This window comes from Bdellovibrio sp. HCB290 (assembly GCF_047305925.1).
Lineage (GTDB): Bacteria > Bdellovibrionota > Bdellovibrionia > Bdellovibrionales > Bdellovibrionaceae > Bdellovibrio.
In genome coordinates, this window is the sequence record NZ_CP178620.1 from 3,525,087 (window position 1) to 3,541,369 (window position 16,283).

The following is a 16,283-nucleotide window of genomic DNA, read 5'->3' on the forward strand; positions in this document are numbered from 1 at the left end:
TTTATAGACAGGAGACGTTTATGTTCAAACTTCCAACACTTCCGTATGCAAAAACAGACTTGGCTCCTTTGTTCAACGAAGAACAAATGACATATCACTACGACAAACACCACAAAGCTTATATCGACAACTTGAATAAGGCGATGGAGACAGACAGTTCTTTGAAAGGTAAATCCCTTGAAGAGATCGTTCTTTCTTCTTCCGGTGCTAACTTCAATAACTCCGCTCAAGCTTGGAACCACACATTCTATTGGTTCAACATGGCTCCAGTTGGCAAAGGCGGCAAAGCTTCTGCAGACCTTGAGACTGCAATCAAACGTGATTTCGGTTCTATGGACGAACTAAAAGCTAAGTTCGTTGACGGTGGTATGAAAACTTTCGGTTCTGGCTGGATCTGGTTGTGCACAGATGCTTCAGGCAAATTGAGCCTGGTATCTACATCCAACGCCGCAGTTCCGTTCACTAACAACGGCCCAGCTCCAATCATGGTTGCTGACGTTTGGGAGCACGCTTACTACGTTGATTACCGCAATCTTCGTTTGAAATACCTTGAAACTTTCTGGTCACAAGTAAACTGGGATTACGTATCTCAGTGTTACGCTTCCAAAAAAGTTCAAGACCTAACGAAGGCGATGACATAGGTAACAGTTCCCTTTTTGGAACTCACCGCACAAAAAAAGGGAGCCACTGGCTCCCTTTTTTTGTGCCTTCACACGTTCTGGATATTTCGGAAGACAAGCCCGCGGTTACTTCCCTTTCATACAACAGTTCCGTACTTGTCGCCCCTCACAGTTGTTTCACAATAAAGACAACCGTAAGGAGGTTTCCTATGAAAAACCTTTTGGCAATATTGTTGGTCAGCACTTTCTCGTGGGCATCTTTTGCAACGCCCTCTTATGCATACGCGCAAAATCCAGTTTTAATTAACGAAGATCACGTTATTGATTACGACTTCGGGGAAGTAGTCATTGGCAGTGGTGGATCGCAGTCCTGGGACCTCTATGCCCCAGCAGATAAAGCGATTTACATCAGTCAGATCACTATCAGCGGCGACGACTATTGGGCCGACACGGACTGTTTGGGATTCTTGGAAGCAGGATACTCCTGCAGCTTCACCTTGTTCTTCGTTCCAGCGCACACAGGTGAGTCCACTGGATCTGTGAAAATTATTGGCGACAGCGACAGTGTCACTTTTAATGTGAAAGGAACCGGAGTCGAAGGCGAACCTCAGTAACTGTTACCGGAACCATTTGCGGCGTGGGTCTTTCTTGTCAACGGGCCAGGTGGTCCACCCGACTTTTAAGGCCATCGCTGTTTTTAGATTCTCCAGAATAAGTTCTGCGTCTTCGATTTGCCAAAAATCTTTAGCGTGAGTAGTTTTGGTTTTAAGTGCGATATCGGAAACCAGGGAATAGACCATTCCACTCATCGGAGGAATCAAAAAGCCCATAGTACTTAGAACGCCCTGCAAACGCGATAGAACCGACTTCCCGCCCACAGAATGCATCAACACCATCACTGCACAAGGCTTACCCATCACAGCCGGAGTCGCCTCCATATCAGTCATTTCCTCAAGCAACTTTTGCAGCGGACTCCCCCAGGAATCCCAATAGGTGCCCGTCACAAAAATCACGGAATCAGAATTTGCGATTCTCTTTTTCAAAGTGGCAGTGATCGAGGTTTTGGCTAGATGGATGACATCATATTCGAGTGTTTTATCAATCTTGCGAATCTTAGCAATGAAAGCCGCGCAATTGCCTATATCACCAGATGGACTGCCATTAAGAATCAAAACTTTTTTCATTCCCAAAAGGTACGCCCTCCCTTTTCGAAATGCATCGCAGAACCGCTGCGGTTCTGCACCGCTTCCGCAAATAGGACCTGGCACCGAAAAAAAAGAAGGCGCCCTTGGGGAGTGGGCGCCTGTTATCCATGGAGGGATATTGGGAAAAGGACCGCATGATTTTTAACCATTCATCACCATCAATTTGCCTCCTTTTAGGAAGGTCCGGAACCATTTATGAGGCTCCGGTCTGCGTTTAGAAAAGAAGGAGCTCGGCGGGGTGATTCAACAATCATTATATTATTAATGACGTCGACCACACCGGAGAGCTCCCATGCCGAGCCGACTGCTAAAGCTTTCAATCGAGGTCTAAAGACTTCGCCTTCAAGGGTCACAACACCGTCTTCAACGAAGACTGAGATGTGTTCTCCCCCGATCTTTACGAAGTCCTCTAAAGACTGCTCTATCAACATCTTTAGCTCTTCATCGGAGCGATAATAGTCAGATGGAACCACAATACGGTCTTCAATAGACCAAACTCCTTCAAAATCGGAGACGAGTTCCAGGGCTGCCATTTTTTTAAAAGAGGTGTCGCAACTGCCTGTTACAATCACGGCACACCCTCGCACGATCACATCGAAGTCCGCAGGGCTCACTCTTTTATCCCATTTTAATCTTTCACAGATTTTTCGTCTGAGATCGGTATCAATTGGATTATTCTTTTGAGTACCCATTGGAAAACTCCTTTCTGATCGCTCGGTTAAAGTTAAATAAGTTACTAATAAATTATTGCTTTTGCTTTTATCAAATACTCATTCCCATTTGTCCAAGCTGGGGAAACCTACCCAGCCTGGTTTTCTGCCATCATCTCTGCTTCTTCCCATGTTGGGAAATAGTTCAGCATTGGATCGTGTCTACGATGCATGGCTTTTTTCGAAGAACGGCGACGCAAAACAGATTTCAAAGAGTCTACTGTTTTCATCACTGCTTTTTTGAAACTTTCATCCGATTTTGAGACTTTAATAATCCCTTTGCTTTGGGTTGGTTTCAAAATCACCTCGCAAGTATAACTAGGTTTACGAGCCTGTGTGCGATGTCGATCTGTTTCGATCCGCACAGTGAGGTGAGCAGCACTGTCGTATTTGAAGAAGTCCTGGATTGAAGCCTCCACTTTTTCAAGTAAGTAAGCTTCTAGGTTTTCAGTACGAGTGATGTCTCTGTAGTAGATGTCTGTTTGCATATCTACCTCCTTGTTCTTTCATTATCGTTGATCACCAAGGATTATTTAAATATATAATTCAAATGACATGTATAAGTTAAAGTTATAGGTTCAGTCTGGGCTCATAGGAAATCCCTAGTGCTATTGGACAGTTGGGCGACTGTAGTCGTGGTCCGGGTTCCAAAATGGAGCCGAATTTTCACTCTCAAACCCGGTGGTATTTTATGTTTAATTTTAATCATTTATATTATTTCCACATCACAGCAAAAATTGGCGGCGTTTCGAATGCAGCAAAGTATTTGCGAATTTCCCAGCCTAGTCTGTCCTCCCAACTGAAAATTCTAGAGAGCAATTTAGACACAAAACTCTTCGAAAAAAAAGGTCGCGTCCTGCAACTCACACCCGACGGAGAGCGTGCTTACTCTTACACAAAGAAAATGTTCGATATCGCCAAGCAGTTTGAGGATTCTCTGAAATCTCCAGGTGAAAAAATGAGTGAACGCCTGCACGTGGGAATTTCAGAACAGGTGGAGCGTCCTTTTATCGCCGATCTTCTTTCGCCGGTGATTCGCGATAACAAAGGCAAGACGCAGAAAATTATCTCTATCACCTCCGCTCCTGACGAAGACATCTTACAACTTCTTCGCTCGCAGGAAGCGGATCTGATGTTAACCAATAAACCGATGTACTCGGAAGACGTGGTAGAGCTTGCCTCCATCGCAGCCCCGGTCAACCTGATGGTTTCCACACAGCTTTTGAAGAATTTGAAAATGCGTGTCTCCAGAAACACCAGCGTGCAGGATTTCCTGACAGCCTTCCCCGGTGGCTTGGTAATACCTTCCTACAAAATGAAACTGCGCCATGAAACGGACTCCTACGTTGAAGAAATCAAAGTGCGCAAAAAGATCACCTTCGAATCAGACATCATGTCAGTCGTGGGGCGTGCGATCGTTGACGGAGCCGGCTGCGGATTCTTACCTGTGCCCTATGTGATGGAAGAAGTCAAAATGGGTCTAATCACGGTTATTGGACCGAAGACAGGTTTATGGAAGCATTCACTCTACATGCTCGCACATAAAGAAGACGAGTATGACGATTTGACTGAAGATATCGTGAAAAGATTTAAACAACTGGATAAGTGGAGTTAACTAAAAGTTTCTGAGAGCAGAAATGCTCTCAAATAATTCCTTTACAGCCTTCAGAACTTACGCGGTAATTGTCGAATGACCAAGACCACGCTGAAGAAACCGCTGTTAAGAGATTACCTAAGTGTTTCGTATTACCTTCATGATCTTTACCAGTATCGTAAGGCCACAGAAGAGCAATTCTCTTACGAGTCCTGGGCTCAGGAGCTTGGCTTCCAACATCGCTCCTTTCTGCGCCAAGTGGTTATCGGTCGTCGCGCCTTAACAGAGAAAACTGCAAGGCAGATCTGTGAGCGATTGTTTTTCACGCCCTCTGAGCAAGAGCACTTCATGATTCTGGCGCACTATTCGAAATCACGAAGCGCCAGAGAGCGCGAAGCCTTCGGGAAGAGATTGATTCAACTTCTGGAACAAAACTATTATCAAACGGAAATTGAGGCATATGAGGAATTCGTCAGCTCGCCTCTTTTCCCCCGCCTGCAAGTGTTGCTGGCACTTGGGGAAGAACCAAAAACCCCTGAGGCAATGACTCGGTTTCTAAACGCCGACCCACTGCAAGTGGCAAAAGGTTTGATGATCCTGACCAAACTAGGGTTAGCGACTTCGTCAGATGCAGGGTACAAAGCCACCGTCGGCAACTTTAAAGTTCCTTCAAACCTAGGAAGTAATTCATTGCTTGAGTACCACAAAGAAAGCCTGCAGGAAGCCATCACTGCGCGCTCCCTGCCGCATCACTTGCGTCGCTATAAGAGCATGATCTTGGCGATGTCACAGGAGGAGTTCGAGCTTTTCCTTAAAAACATGGATGGCTTCGTTAAAGAGCAGCTTCACAAATTCGATACTACCAAAGCCGACGGCCGCAGACTTTTCCAGGTCAATATGAACCTTTTTTCAGTCAGCGAAGAGCTTCAGTAAATTGAGAGCAGTTTTGCTCTCAAACTCATCAATTCAGACAAGTTTGTTCAATTCGTAAATATCTTGTTCACGGTTTTTCTGTAATGAAAACCCGTAAGTGCTGAATATCCTTTCTTCCCTCCTATGGCGCAGGTATTGCTACTCTCCCTCAGCAATAACAAAACACTCAAGGCCCCTCCCGCTTCGGCGTGCTCTGCGAGTTAACTATTAAGAGGTTAGAAATGAAAAAGGTATTCGTAACACTATTGGCTTCGTTGATCGCTATGACAGCTTCTTCCGCAATGGCTGCCGGTGGGCAAATTGGTTCAGGCAATGTAGGTCTAAGCAAAAAAGACTTGGCTGACGCATTCATCGTGGCTCGTCTTGCGATTGAAGGTCCTTACTATGCGGCTCAGTTCGAAGTGAACAGCAAAGCTGACCAAGTTATTTTTAGAGATGGCAATATGGACGCTGTTAGAGAAGACCAGGACTGCGTTGGCAACTCGATCGATCTGCAAAAGAACATCCTGAAAGTCAGCGTCGTTTGCAAAAGCCTGGGCAACTCCCCATTGAGCTTTGAGATTGACGTGACTGGCGTGACCAAAGCTGATTTGGAAAAAGGTACGAAAGTACAAGTTCGCAGCGATGCAACTGGTGGCGAATGGTTTCCGTTCGATATCATCAAAAGAAAGAAATCTTTCTTTTAGTCTGAACAAACAAAAAAGCCTCGGTCTCCCGAGGCTTTTTTTATTTCTACTGAATCACACCTTTATACACACAAATACTTGCTCTATCAGGCTCGGTAACAACACTCGAGATATAGCTGTGACTTCTGTAAATTGTAAACTCTCTGTCCGAGTTTTTCTTCAGACGCAAAACACTCACTCTACTCCAACTCTGCGGACCTGCCCCCCAGTCACCACCAATTTCATAGGCGGCATAGACATCACCCGGAGCAGTCTCATCGTTAACATTGAGGTATGCACTTACGTTATAATCACCTAACTCAAGACCGTTATAGGAATATCCTGTTGTGGTTACTTGATTTAGATAAATTCTTCCGCCTTCCTCCAGCACCTGAAACTCTGTTGTATTATCATTGGGATTTGAGTAATCGCACTCAACAGATCTTACCAGGTATCTGCCCAGGTACTTCTTCCACGGATTATTAATAGCTGTGGCCGTGTGACCATTCAAATTTATCCAGCGCATCCCATAAACGGCCTGTCCTGCGTAAGTTGAACGGATATAGTATTCTTTCGCCAGAGCCTCAATGTATACGATCAACTCTTGAGCTGAATGGATCTTATAGATTTTCTGTGAGTTATAGACATTGTCTTTACTATAACTTTTTTCACCGAATAAAAAGAACTCGCGCCCCTTAAATGCAGCTTCGTAATCCAAATGTGCAGCGCTACCTGGCGCAAAACTCAACGTCAGAGCAAACTTTTTCGCCCACTCAAGCTGTGCTCCCAAAAAATCCTGATAGCTAATCTCTTGCGGCGAGTAGAAACTGTATGCGGGACTTCCAGCTCTAAGAAAATCACTTAATTTATAGAGCCTATTCTGTACTTCAAAAATTTTCTCTTCAGCAGTCTTGAAATCTTTCTTTTTCAAGTATTCAGAGCTGTCTCTCAGATTTGACGCCAAGGTTGATAGTTCTATTTGTACATGCATCTTGATTTGCGGATTAAGATAGTTTGGCAACACAGGCGAGCTTTGAATTGAATGTGCGATTTCCTTCTGGAAATTTACAGCCTCTTCTTCTGTTGCACCCATAAAGTGACTTACTTCGTGCATCAGCAAGGCAATAACCTCTCGCTTCGCTGCTGCGACATCCACCTTGGGAGCAATTCTCGAGGCACTTAGGCAAATTGTATTGTGCTTCGTTGCATAGATACTAGCATCCACCTCTGTACCCTTTGACGTGTAGCAGGGTTTATCCACGCGAACTTCCAAACGAAGCTCCTTCAGTACGTCCTGCACTCGTGATCTACCAAACAATTTGGTGTGAAGACTGTCGGGACTGATACTTCCAAAATATTCATAGGAATTAAACAAAAACAAAAGTTCTGGTTTTGCTTCCTGTGCAATTGTTCTAACTTGATTAATCGTAGCCGGATTTGCAGGTAAAGTCCCGCCTCCGCCGCCATCCATGCCGCCGGTGTTGCCGTTGGCGAATAGGTTCTGAGAAAGTAGAATAAACGGAAGTAAAATAAGTTTCTTAGTCATGATTGCCTCTTATTGTTTTTAAAGTTCAATGTTTCAAACTGTTTTTTGTGCGCCGGCTGACAGGACTATAAATCTCACTAAAATTTACCTATTTGCATATTTTCGTTGTCAGTTATTGCCGTAATAATTTACTTTTTAGTAAATTATTGGGGTTTTAAGGGTAAAATGAACATTTTCGAGTTTACCGATTATCGGGAATATTTAGAGCGCTTCGTAAAGTCACAACCCAAAGGTGGCCACGGTTATAAATTGAAAATCGCCGAAGCGCTGGGTGTGCATCCAACTCTGGTGACACAAGTTTTGAAGGGACAGAAATCCTTCACGCAAGAACAAGCATTCGCTCTGGCGCAATTTATTCGCCTGAACGATTTGGAGAAAGATTTTCTGCTAACGATGCTTGAGTGGGATAAAGCAGGAACCATTGCGCTTAAGAACTTTGTCGAAAGCAAACTTCTAAAACTCCGCCAGGAAAGCGAGAAGATCAAGAACCGCGTTCCCGTCTATACGGCGATGACCGAAGCCGACCAAGCTTTGTTTTACAGTCAGTGGTACTACTCGGCCCTTAGACTTTCCAGCGGCCTTGGCAAAAAGAAAGTCACAGCTGCAACGCTTTCGAAAGATTTGGATTTACCTGGCGAGCTGGTGGAAAAAGTTTTGGAATTTCTGATCTCGCGCCAGCTAGTGATAGAAAAAGAAGACGGCTCACTTGATCGCGGGCCACAGAATACTTTTCTTCCCGCTGACTCCCCCATGATCAGTCGTCATCACATGAACTGGCGTATGAAGGCCATGGAAAGACACCCACGCATCACAAAAGATGAAATGGCATTCTCGGCCCCGTTAACGCTGGCAGAGTCCGACATCCCCGAAGTCCGTAAAATGTGTCTGGAACTAATTCAAAAAGTTTCCAAGAAAGTCGCCGAAAGCCCGTCCGACAGACTCGCCTGCATCAACATCGATTGGTTCCTAGTAGAATAAAAAAAGGGCCGGTCCACGGACCAAGCCCTCGAATTGACACGCCATAGTTACCAAAAACCGGCAGGCACCTTTTTAGTAGGGTTGTCTTGCTGTGGAGTTTGCTAGATCCATGGCGAAGACTACGGCTAGTTTTGAGTACATTGCTGAGTGTTTGAAGTTTGTTTTGTCGTTGATGACGTCTTTCACTGTGTGGATGAAAGGGTTATCAGCGCGCATAGTTGCTTCGAATGGCATTAGCGCCGGGAAGCCCTGACGGTGCCATGAAGCGTGGTCGCTGCAACCATAACCGCACTGATCGTCAACGATGCGTGCGTGAAGGTATGTCTCGTTCACAGCTCTTAGGTAGTCATGCAACCATTTGCTGGTGAAGTCTGTCATGTTGCCGATTACGAATTCCCCTGCACCTGGATAAGAAGTCATATCCAATTGAAGAACCGCAACCACATCACGTTTTTCAGATTTGTAGGTTTTAGCGATTTCAGCAGAACCCAAAAGACCGGACTCTTCACCCGCGTACCACATGAATTCAATCGTGCGCTCTGGCTGAGCTTTTTTGCTGATGATGCGCAAAGTTTCCAGCAAGTTCGCAGAACCCGATGCATTGTCGTCAGCGCCCGGTGCTTGTTGACCGCCGCCGCCCCAGCTTTGGTTGATGGAATCCAAGTGACCGCCCAAAACGATAATTTCATTTGGACGAGTCTTACCAGTCAAACGCACACGCACTGATTTTTGCGGAGTCGTGTTGTGATCGATCAAAGAAATTTCGTAAGGAATATCTGAACCCGCAAGCATCGTTTCCAAACGTCTTTTCATGTCATCAACATGAAGGTTCGGAGTTTTGCCTTTGTTAAAGCGAGTTGGGTAAGAGGACAACCAAGTCACCCACTCACGCAGATTCTGCTCGCTCACTTCATCAACCGCAGATTCGATTTGCGCGTTTTTCTCTAAAGCCAAAGCCGCAAACGGGGCTCTTTGGTAGAAGTCGTTTTTAGCCTGAATTTGCGCCAAAGAACCAAGCATTGAAGGGATATTCAAAGAATGAAACGCCGGCTCCGTAGTCAAATCTTCAAACCCACCACATTTGCCCACTTTATGGGCTCTTTCTTGGATTTTTAGTTGCATTTCCGGAGTGATAACCGCATATCCGACACCAACAGATTCTTCTTTTTCAATGACTGGGATGTCCAAGGCTTTTAGGTCCGCCAAGTCTGCCAATACAGGTTTTGTGTTGAAGTTTTCAAGGACCGCCTGGTGAGCAGACGCCTGCGCCGCGAAAAGTAAGATAGCCATCATGGCTGTTTTCATGGATTCATTCCTTTGAATAAGATTACCTGTTTTAAATGTTAAACAATTGTCCGCAGCGGGCAAAGTTAAATCTTGAGTTGAACTAACGATGACAGTGGTGAGCGCGCGATGAAAAATGACATTCTTTTGGTAACTTTGAATTCAACATACCAACATTCATCGTTTGGTCTGCGCTATCTGTATGCGAATTTAAAGGAGCTTCAAGCTCATGCTTCGATCCTGGAATTCACCACCGCGAAAGATCCCCGCGACATCTGCGAACAGATTTTAAAACTAAAACCAAAGATCATCGGACTTGGCGTATATATCTGGAATGCCAACGAAAGTTACGAACTGGTGAGCTTGATTAAAAGAATCAGCCCACAGACGATTGTGGTTCTGGGTGGCCCGGAAGTGACCCACGAAAGCGAGACTCAACCCATCTGTCAGACAGCGGATTTTACCTTCAAAGGTGAAGCCGATTTCTTATTCTATGACTTCTGCCACAAGTATCTGGCGACGGGTGAATTGCCCGAACAAAAATTTATTAAAGGTGCTTTGCCAGAGATAAAAAATATCGCATCGCCCTATGAATTTTACAGCGATGAAGATATCAAAAACCGCGTGCTGTACGTTGAGGTCTCCCGTGGTTGTCCATATCGCTGCGAATACTGTCTATCATCCTTGGATAAGTCCGTGCGCAACTTCGACATCACTCAGTTCCTGGCGGATATGCAGGTACTTTTGGATCGCGGTGCAAGACAGTTTAAATTTATCGATCGCACGTTCAATTTAAGCCCCACGATCTGCACACAGATCTTGAATTTCTTTTTAGAGCGCATTGAGCTGGGTTTATTCCTGCATTTTGAAATGGTGCCGGATCGTTTGCCGAACGAGATCCGCGAGCTGATTAAAAAATTCCCGCATGGATCACTGCAATTTGAAATCGGCATTCAAACTTGGAACGCCGACGTCGCAAAACTGGTCAGCCGCAGAAACGATCTTGAAAAAGTGAAAGAAAATTTCAAATTCCTGGCTGACGAAACCGGCATTCATTCCCACGCGGATTTGATCGTGGGACTTCCTGGTGAAGACATCAACAGCTTTGCCAAGGGTTTTGATATCTTGGCAGGACTTCGCCCCGATGAAATCCAAGTCGGTATTTTAAAACGCCTGAAAGGCGCACCGATTTCCCGTCACGATAAAGAGTGGGAAATGGTTTACTCCGAACATCCGCCGTTCCAAATCCTTCGCACCAAAATGATGGATTTCGAAACCATGCAAAAAATGAATCGCTTTGCAAAGTACTGGGACCTTTTTGCGAACAGCGGAAACTTCAAAAACTTCGTCGCTGCCATTAAAAGCCGTTCTGAATTAGCCGAGCATCAGTCCTTCTTTTGGGAGTACTTTGCTTTTACTGAATTCATGTCAGCACGCCATGCGCAGTCTTTCGGAATTTCGCTTATTAACCTGGTTGAGTCTGCATTGATTTATCTGACCGAACAGTTGCACTGGCCCCATGAAGAGGCACGTCAGCTTTTAATTTCAGATTATATGGCTCCAGGCACACGCGAGCTACCGAAGGTACTTAAGGTCTATCCAGAGCCTAAAAACAAAGGCCTGCCACCAGAGGCACGAGTGAATCTGCCTAAAAGGCAACAGCGGCATCTTTCAAAATCGGAGACTCAGTCCTCTTAATGAGGGCTGAGATGATCAGGAAAGAAAACCCAGCGGTCAGTAAAGCACACCGCAAATACATCAGATCCATCCACTGAGTGCGGATACTTTCCCAGTTGTCGGGTGGACCCTGGTAATTCCAGGCGAAAATGAGCTGATTCAAAGGCATATATCCCGTCCACGTCATGGCGAGCTCGTTCAAGACACAAAACAGTGCAAAGAGGACGAAGAAAAACTCCATTCGATTCCATCGCTTTCGCAATATCAACAAATGAGTCACGAGTTTACAAACCACCACCACACCTAACATCGGCGTCCACGAAAGAAATGATCTTTGCATAGATTCATGAAATGCAACATACGAAGTCGCCGACAGCTTTTCCATAACCGCCCTCATCCCGACGACGAAGGCAAAAGCATTGCCTGCAAGTGCTCCAATCAGGAACAAACTTGTATACTTCAAAAAGTGATTTATTTTCATGTGCCCTTTATAAGGCCCCTGAACAAAAAAACACGTTTCATTTTTTTCACATAACATCAGTGGTCGCGGAATTTTTTGGCGTAGCCCGTGTAAGAAATAGTTTTATTTCTACACCAGACAAAGCGGAATTCAGGTGTTATTTCTCGCGTCCGTAGGAGTCGAAAAAGGCCTTTCTGAAACAGCGCTGGCCGCATCCCCCGAACTCTTTGAATTTCCAGATCATAGGATTCACACCAAGCCTCGATCTCTTCGGGCTTTCGAAATAATTTGTAATCAAAGAGCAACCTATTCTGGCTATGTGCAATCCACTTAACCACCTTGTTAATCCAAATGTAGGACGCTGGGTTTCTATTGATGGTTCGAAAGAAGAACAATCCCCCCGGACGCAGCACCCGGCTCATTTCGGAAATGATCCCTTCAGGATCAGACACGTGTTCAAACAAATCCAAGGCAACCACCACGTCGAAACTTTCCTTGGGAAACGGCATTTTGTAGGCATCCCCTTCCACATACTTCACTCGCCCCGAGCTATCCATCAGCTCCGCCACCCGTAAACAGGTTCGTGAAATATCCAGACCTGTCAGCTCATAACCAGCCTGCACGGCCGAGTTCGAGAAAAAACCCGCACCACTTCCGACATCCAAAATCTCGGCGTGATAACCAATGTATTTGCGAATTTCTGAAAGGATCCAGGTCATCTGAAATGAAGTTTCTGCGCGCAGTAGGGCCATAGCACCTTGAGGCGAGGTGTACCAATCACGAGCAAGATCATGATAGAACTCACTCTTCGATACGTCTGCCTGCTCAATTTTGGGGAATTCAAACTCCTCGTCCACCGCGCACTCCTGCTTTCAAGCTAGCAAGAGGTGCATTGATCCGACGAATCCTGCGAAGTCCAGTGACAATAATCAATCTGATGTCTCGACAACAAGGCAAAGGACTGGATACAATTTTAGTAATGGAAATTATTGAAGTAGCCTGCCGTATCGTCTTCGGTTTACAAATGGTCTTTTGGGGACTCAATGGTTTTTTTCATTGGGTGAAGATCCCGCCTTCACCATCAGCGATCGACAACTTCGTGAATGCCTGCATTGAAACACGCTTCATTATGCCCTCCACTAAAATCGCTGAAATATTTTTGGGCGCCTTATTGATTGCGGGATTTGCGGTTCCCTTAACGATACTATTGATTGCACCTATTGTTTTTGTAATCACGCTTTTGCATTTGATCCACAATCCAAAGCCCTGGGGAGTCGTGATTCCCATCTCGCTTCCCTATGCGGTTATTGTCGGATTTCATCTTCCCGCGATTTTTGCCAGATACTTTTGAAGCACCACAGGCTAAAGCATTGCGATGACAGCGAGGATTGCTGGCAAGGCCTGCACAAAGAAAATACGACGATTGACACTGTACGCGCCGTAAAAGCCTGCGATGATCACACAGACCAAAAAGAACATTTTTATCTGATAAGCCACGGCATCATCGGAATGAAATAGCCCCCACACCAAGCCCGCTGCCAGAAAGCCATTGTAAAGACCCTGATTTGCCGCCAGAACGGCTGTCTGCTGCGCTTTCTCGAAAGTGTTACGGAAGATTTTAAGTCCTGTCGGTTGCTTCCACAGATACATCTCGACATACATGATGATGAAATGTTCAATGGCAACGATCGCAACCAAAGTCAGACCCAGAATTTTCATATTCTAAATTCCTGTTTGTGAAATCTTATAAGCGATTTCGTCCAGACTTTCGATATCGAACAAAGTCGACAGTGGACGTTTATGGTTGCCCTGGCGCAGAGCCTGTCCCAAAACCTGGATCAAGTCCTCACTTGTAACAATGCCCACCAGTTCTTTCTTGTCGTTGATAACCAGAACTGAATTGATTTTTTTATTAAGCATTCTTTCAGCGGCATCCTGCAAAGGAGCATCCTGATTCATCCACTCCACCGGGTGGGTCATAAAGTCTTCGACCGGATACATGTTGCTGTCCTTAAAGAAAGACAAGTCTCGGTCTGAAAGGATTCCTACAATCTGCTGACTATCGTCCACGATTGGCAGATGACGGATTTTATGTTCCTTCATCACCGCCTGAGCGGCAGCCAGAGAGCTGCCGACAGCAATCACAATCACATCATTGGTCATCACATCACGAGCAAGCTTTGCCATAAGGGACTCCTTTCAGAATCACCCTTCTAGTACACAATACCCATGGCCTTTTTAACATCAGAAAGAGTCTTAGCCGCTACATTGCGGGCTGCTTCTGTGCCATTTCGCAAAACTTCCTGAACATAACCCATGTCTTTTGAGTATTGTTCACGACGTTGGCGCATCGGAGCCAATTTAGCATCCAGAAGCTCAAGCAGACGTTTTTTCAAAACGCCATCACCCAAACCGCCGCGACGGTAGTGCTCTTTCAATGCTTCCACTTCCTCTTTATTTGGATCAAAGACATCAAGGAAAGTAAAGACCACATGACCTTCCACTGTTCCCGGGTCTTCGACCTTCAAGTGGTTAGGGTCCGTGTACATTGCATTTACTTTTTTCTTAAGCTCGTTGGTCGTATCGCCCAGGTAAATTGCATTGCCCAAAGACTTCGACATCTTGGCTTTGCCATCGATACCCGTCAGGCGGCCGGTTGTACCGATCATCGCCTTCACATCATGGAAAATTTCCGATTTATAAAGATGGTGGAAGCGACGAGCGATCTCGTTCGTTTGCTCGATCATTGGTTGTTGGTCTTCACCTACCGGAACCAGATCCGCTTTGAATGCCAGGATGTCAGCTGCTTGGCTGACGGGATAAGTAAAGAACCCTGCTGGAATGGAATCCTTCATGTTCTTTTGACGGATTTCATCTTTCAGAGTCGGATTTCTTTCCAGGCGCGCCACTGTCACCAGATTCATGAAGTAGAATGTAAGCTCAAACAATTCAGGGATCTGAGACTGAATGAAAATCGTGCTTAGCTTTGGATCGATACCCACGGCCAGGTAATCAAGTGCGACCTGCTCAACATTCTTACGAACGTGTTCCGGATTTTCGTAGTAATCGGTCAATGCCTGCGCATCAGCGATCAAAACATACTGATTGTACTCTTCCTGCAACTTCACGCGGTTTTGCAAAGAGCCAACATAGTGTCCAAGATGTAAAGGGCCTGTAGGGCGATCGCCCGTCAAAATGATCTTTTTCATTCCAACAATTTACCCTAACTTGCGCTGCTGCTCAAGAGGACGTGCAAGATGTCGTGCAAATTGCTTCATCACCCACAAATGAACATAGGCCTGCGTCACTTTATAGAAATACCAGGGCAGGCGCGGTCTGAAGTCATGAATTGCAGCGATGCAGGCGGTTCCGCCCAATACCTCCCGGAACTCCAGTCGGCCCCGGCCGCTTTTCTTTGAAAACAAGCCTCCCCGAACGTAAAAAAGCTCACGATGCCCCCAACTGCGCTCGGGTGAGTACTCTAAAACAAGTAGTCGGATATAGGGAAAGGCATTGCTAAAATAAATCCAGCGATCCTTAACTTCGACTTTCATGAAGCCAGGTCGCATCACTGGAAGGAACTTCATATACTCCTGGGCAACGTCTTTCGCGGTCCACCCAACAGGTAGGGGCATTCGTTGCACTGAACGGACCTCGTGTTTTGCGGACTGAGGGGCCTTAAAGGCATGGGGCTTTCTGTCGCTGTTATAGTTTTTTATAGCTTCACGCAGGGATTCTTCGATACCCATGAATTTGTGGCCGGGAATTACTAACTGATGATCTTCGCGTACCAGCAATGGATTGCGTAGGCTTTCAATCAAGGGGTTCACCAAATCCTTGGGAGCCCCCGTTACCAGACGCACCCACAATGCCGAAAGATGTGGGGTCAGGAAAGGCACGCGGATCAAGGACCGGCGCAAGTCCAAAATATCCGCCACCCTTAGCATCATGTCGCCATAACTTAATACATCCGGCCCTCCAAGATCATAGATCTTGCCATTAGTTTCAGGCGTTTCGATGCAATAGCGAATGCTTGTCAGCACATCCTCGACTGACACTGGCTGGCTGGGAGTCGCTGTCCAACGAGGACACAACATAATCGGCAAACGGCTCACCAAGCGGGTCATAATCTGAAAAGAAGAGCCCTCTGCACCCAAAATCAAAGCCGCGCGCAGAATGGTCGTCGGAACATTTCCCTTCAAAAATACGGATTCAACTTCCTGGCGACTTTGCAGGTGTTTGGAAAGATTTTTGGAATCAGAAGGAATCAGTCCCCCGACGTAGATTATTTTTTTAACTTTGTTTTTCTCTGCGGCCCGCAGAAAGTTGTCGGCCACGATAAGATCAAAATCCTCGAAGGAGCCCTGGGACAAGTGCGCTGACGGTCGCATGGAGTGCACCAGATAGATCGCAATTTCAGCGCCTTCCAAAGCTTTTTCCGCATCAATCAAACTGAACAGGTCACAATTGCGCCACTCACAACTGGAATGTTCTTCGCTCTGAGTATGGTGTGAACGACTAAGACCCACTACCGAATAGGAGCCTTTTAAAGAAGAAATCAAAGCCTTGCCAACAAAACCACTGGCCCCGGCAATTGCAATTTTCACTGAA

The 16,283-nt window shown here is 45.8% G+C and carries 19 protein-coding genes; 8 read left to right on the forward strand and 11 right to left on the reverse strand.

Features of this window, described 5'->3' with window-relative positions:
- Nucleotides 1-20: 20 nt before the first annotated feature.
- Entirely contained in the window at nucleotides 21-641 is a 621-nt protein-coding gene (locus tag ACLVWU_RS17190; RefSeq protein WP_413576120.1) for a superoxide dismutase, read from the forward strand.
- Nucleotides 642-829: 188 nt separating this feature from the next.
- Nucleotides 830-1,234 carry a hypothetical protein gene (locus ACLVWU_RS17195; RefSeq protein WP_413576121.1) on the forward strand — a complete coding sequence of 135 codons (405 nt, stop codon included), beginning with the start codon at nucleotides 830-832 and terminating at the stop codon, nucleotides 1,232-1,234.
- Between the two features lie 3 nt (nucleotides 1,235-1,237).
- Here the strand turns inward: ACLVWU_RS17195 and ACLVWU_RS17200 are convergent, their stop codons facing one another.
- The 3 genes from ACLVWU_RS17200 to ACLVWU_RS17210 all read right to left on the reverse strand — a co-directional run bounded on the left by ACLVWU_RS17200 (nucleotide 1,238) and on the right by ACLVWU_RS17210 (nucleotide 3,023).
- Nucleotides 1,238-1,804 carry a flavodoxin family protein gene (locus ACLVWU_RS17200; RefSeq protein WP_413576122.1) on the reverse strand — a complete coding sequence of 189 codons (567 nt, stop codon included), beginning with the start codon at nucleotides 1,802-1,804 and terminating at the stop codon, nucleotides 1,238-1,240.
- 194 nt (nucleotides 1,805-1,998) lie between these two features.
- Nucleotides 1,999-2,517, reverse strand: coding sequence for a BON domain-containing protein (locus ACLVWU_RS17205; RefSeq protein WP_413576123.1), 519 nt, complete (start codon nucleotides 2,515-2,517; stop codon nucleotides 1,999-2,001).
- Nucleotides 2,518-2,624: 107 nt separating this feature from the next.
- Complete coding sequence (locus ACLVWU_RS17210) at nucleotides 2,625-3,023, reverse strand: HPF/RaiA family ribosome-associated protein (protein ID WP_413576124.1); 399 nt, start codon at nucleotides 3,021-3,023, stop codon at nucleotides 2,625-2,627.
- Nucleotides 3,024-3,226: 203 nt separating this feature from the next.
- Here ACLVWU_RS17210 and ACLVWU_RS17215 point away from each other — a divergent pair, with 203 nt between their 5' ends.
- From ACLVWU_RS17215 to ACLVWU_RS17225, 3 genes are all read left to right on the forward strand, one after another.
- Nucleotides 3,227-4,150: a LysR family transcriptional regulator gene (locus ACLVWU_RS17215; RefSeq protein ID WP_413576125.1), complete on the forward strand. Its 924-nt coding sequence runs from the start codon at nucleotides 3,227-3,229 to the stop codon at nucleotides 4,148-4,150.
- A gap of 75 nt (nucleotides 4,151-4,225) precedes the next feature.
- Nucleotides 4,226-5,062 carry a TIGR02147 family protein gene (locus tag ACLVWU_RS17220; RefSeq protein ID WP_413576126.1) on the forward strand — a complete coding sequence of 279 codons (837 nt, stop codon included), beginning with the start codon at nucleotides 4,226-4,228 and terminating at the stop codon, nucleotides 5,060-5,062.
- 221 nt (nucleotides 5,063-5,283) lie between these two features.
- Complete coding sequence (locus ACLVWU_RS17225) at nucleotides 5,284-5,748, forward strand: hypothetical protein (RefSeq protein WP_413576127.1); 465 nt, start codon at nucleotides 5,284-5,286, stop codon at nucleotides 5,746-5,748.
- Between the two features lie 46 nt (nucleotides 5,749-5,794).
- Here the strand turns inward: ACLVWU_RS17225 and ACLVWU_RS17230 are convergent, their stop codons facing one another.
- Nucleotides 5,795-7,273: a hypothetical protein gene (locus tag ACLVWU_RS17230; protein WP_413576128.1), complete on the reverse strand. Its 1,479-nt coding sequence runs from the start codon at nucleotides 7,271-7,273 to the stop codon at nucleotides 5,795-5,797.
- Between the two features lie 165 nt (nucleotides 7,274-7,438).
- Between ACLVWU_RS17230 and ACLVWU_RS17235 the strand changes: the two genes are divergently transcribed.
- Complete coding sequence (locus ACLVWU_RS17235; protein WP_413576129.1) at nucleotides 7,439-8,251, forward strand: TIGR02147 family protein; 813 nt, start codon at nucleotides 7,439-7,441, stop codon at nucleotides 8,249-8,251.
- 72 nt (nucleotides 8,252-8,323) lie between these two features.
- Here the strand turns inward: ACLVWU_RS17235 and ACLVWU_RS17240 are convergent, their stop codons facing one another.
- Complete coding sequence (locus ACLVWU_RS17240) at nucleotides 8,324-9,556, reverse strand: M20/M25/M40 family metallo-hydrolase (protein ID WP_413576130.1); 1,233 nt, start codon at nucleotides 9,554-9,556, stop codon at nucleotides 8,324-8,326.
- Between the two features lie 108 nt (nucleotides 9,557-9,664).
- Between ACLVWU_RS17240 and ACLVWU_RS17245 the strand changes: the two genes are divergently transcribed.
- Nucleotides 9,665-11,233: a DUF4080 domain-containing protein gene (locus ACLVWU_RS17245; protein WP_413576131.1), complete on the forward strand. Its 1,569-nt coding sequence runs from the start codon at nucleotides 9,665-9,667 to the stop codon at nucleotides 11,231-11,233.
- Here the strand turns inward: ACLVWU_RS17245 and ACLVWU_RS17250 are convergent.
- Entirely contained in the window at nucleotides 11,184-11,693 is a 510-nt protein-coding gene (locus ACLVWU_RS17250) for a DUF1772 domain-containing protein (protein WP_413576132.1), read from the reverse strand. The genes ACLVWU_RS17245 and ACLVWU_RS17250 overlap by 50 nt on opposite strands.
- A gap of 56 nt (nucleotides 11,694-11,749) precedes the next feature.
- Nucleotides 11,750-12,529, reverse strand: a complete 780-nt coding sequence (gene ubiG, locus ACLVWU_RS17255; RefSeq protein WP_413576133.1) for a bifunctional 2-polyprenyl-6-hydroxyphenol methylase/3-demethylubiquinol 3-O-methyltransferase UbiG — start codon at nucleotides 12,527-12,529, stop codon at nucleotides 11,750-11,752.
- Nucleotides 12,530-12,564: 35 nt separating this feature from the next.
- On the opposite strand from ubiG, the gene ACLVWU_RS17260 reads away from it, so the two are divergent.
- The gene (locus ACLVWU_RS17260; RefSeq protein ID WP_413576134.1) at nucleotides 12,565-13,023 is read left to right on the forward strand and encodes a hypothetical protein; all 459 of its coding nucleotides are present in this window, start codon (nucleotides 12,565-12,567) and stop codon (nucleotides 13,021-13,023) included.
- An 11-nt stretch (nucleotides 13,024-13,034) separates the two neighbouring features.
- Here the strand turns inward: ACLVWU_RS17260 and ACLVWU_RS17265 are convergent, their stop codons facing one another.
- From ACLVWU_RS17265 to ACLVWU_RS17280, 4 genes are read right to left on the reverse strand one after another with little or no spacing between them, the layout of a single operon-like run.
- Nucleotides 13,035-13,391 (reverse strand): DUF1304 domain-containing protein, encoded by a 357-nt coding sequence (locus ACLVWU_RS17265; protein WP_413576135.1) that lies wholly within the window; start codon nucleotides 13,389-13,391, stop codon nucleotides 13,035-13,037.
- A 3-nt stretch (nucleotides 13,392-13,394) separates the two neighbouring features.
- Nucleotides 13,395-13,859: an HPP family protein gene (locus ACLVWU_RS17270; RefSeq protein WP_413576136.1), complete on the reverse strand. Its 465-nt coding sequence runs from the start codon at nucleotides 13,857-13,859 to the stop codon at nucleotides 13,395-13,397.
- 26 nt (nucleotides 13,860-13,885) lie between these two features.
- On the reverse strand, nucleotides 13,886-14,881 hold the full coding sequence (trpS, locus tag ACLVWU_RS17275; RefSeq protein WP_413576137.1) for a tryptophan--tRNA ligase: 996 nt from the start codon (nucleotides 14,879-14,881) through the stop codon (nucleotides 13,886-13,888).
- Between the two features lie 9 nt (nucleotides 14,882-14,890).
- A complete protein-coding gene (locus ACLVWU_RS17280) occupies nucleotides 14,891-16,279 on the reverse strand; it encodes an NAD(P)H-binding protein (protein WP_413576138.1) in 1,389 nt (462 codons plus the stop codon).
- Nucleotides 16,280-16,283: the final 4 nt, after the last annotated feature.

Bases quoted from the DNA above. Each gene is read 5' to 3' on its own strand.
- ACLVWU_RS17190 (WP_413576120.1), top strand. From the start codon at position 21: ATGTTCAAACTTCCAACACTTCCGTATGCAAAAACAGACTTGGCTCCT.
- ACLVWU_RS17195 (WP_413576121.1), top strand. From the start codon at position 830: ATGAAAAACCTTTTGGCAATATTGTTGGTCAGCACTTTCTCGTGGGCA.
- ACLVWU_RS17200 (WP_413576122.1), bottom strand. From the start codon at position 1,804: ATGAAAAAAGTTTTGATTCTTAATGGCAGTCCATCTGGTGATATAGGC.
- ACLVWU_RS17205 (WP_413576123.1), bottom strand. From the start codon at position 2,517: ATGGGTACTCAAAAGAATAATCCAATTGATACCGATCTCAGACGAAAA.
- ACLVWU_RS17210 (WP_413576124.1), bottom strand. From the start codon at position 3,023: ATGCAAACAGACATCTACTACAGAGACATCACTCGTACTGAAAACCTA.
- ACLVWU_RS17215 (WP_413576125.1), top strand. From the start codon at position 3,227: ATGTTTAATTTTAATCATTTATATTATTTCCACATCACAGCAAAAATT.
- ACLVWU_RS17220 (WP_413576126.1), top strand. From the start codon at position 4,226: ATGACCAAGACCACGCTGAAGAAACCGCTGTTAAGAGATTACCTAAGT.
- ACLVWU_RS17225 (WP_413576127.1), top strand. From the start codon at position 5,284: ATGAAAAAGGTATTCGTAACACTATTGGCTTCGTTGATCGCTATGACA.
- ACLVWU_RS17230 (WP_413576128.1), bottom strand. From the start codon at position 7,273: ATGACTAAGAAACTTATTTTACTTCCGTTTATTCTACTTTCTCAGAAC.
- ACLVWU_RS17235 (WP_413576129.1), top strand. From the start codon at position 7,439: ATGAACATTTTCGAGTTTACCGATTATCGGGAATATTTAGAGCGCTTC.
- ACLVWU_RS17240 (WP_413576130.1), bottom strand. From the start codon at position 9,556: ATGAAAACAGCCATGATGGCTATCTTACTTTTCGCGGCGCAGGCGTCT.
- ACLVWU_RS17245 (WP_413576131.1), top strand. From the start codon at position 9,665: ATGAAAAATGACATTCTTTTGGTAACTTTGAATTCAACATACCAACAT.
- ACLVWU_RS17250 (WP_413576132.1), bottom strand. From the start codon at position 11,693: ATGAAAATAAATCACTTTTTGAAGTATACAAGTTTGTTCCTGATTGGA.
- ACLVWU_RS17265 (WP_413576135.1), bottom strand. From the start codon at position 13,391: ATGAAAATTCTGGGTCTGACTTTGGTTGCGATCGTTGCCATTGAACAT.
- ACLVWU_RS17270 (WP_413576136.1), bottom strand. From the start codon at position 13,859: ATGGCAAAGCTTGCTCGTGATGTGATGACCAATGATGTGATTGTGATT.
- trpS (WP_413576137.1), bottom strand. From the start codon at position 14,881: ATGAAAAAGATCATTTTGACGGGCGATCGCCCTACAGGCCCTTTACAT.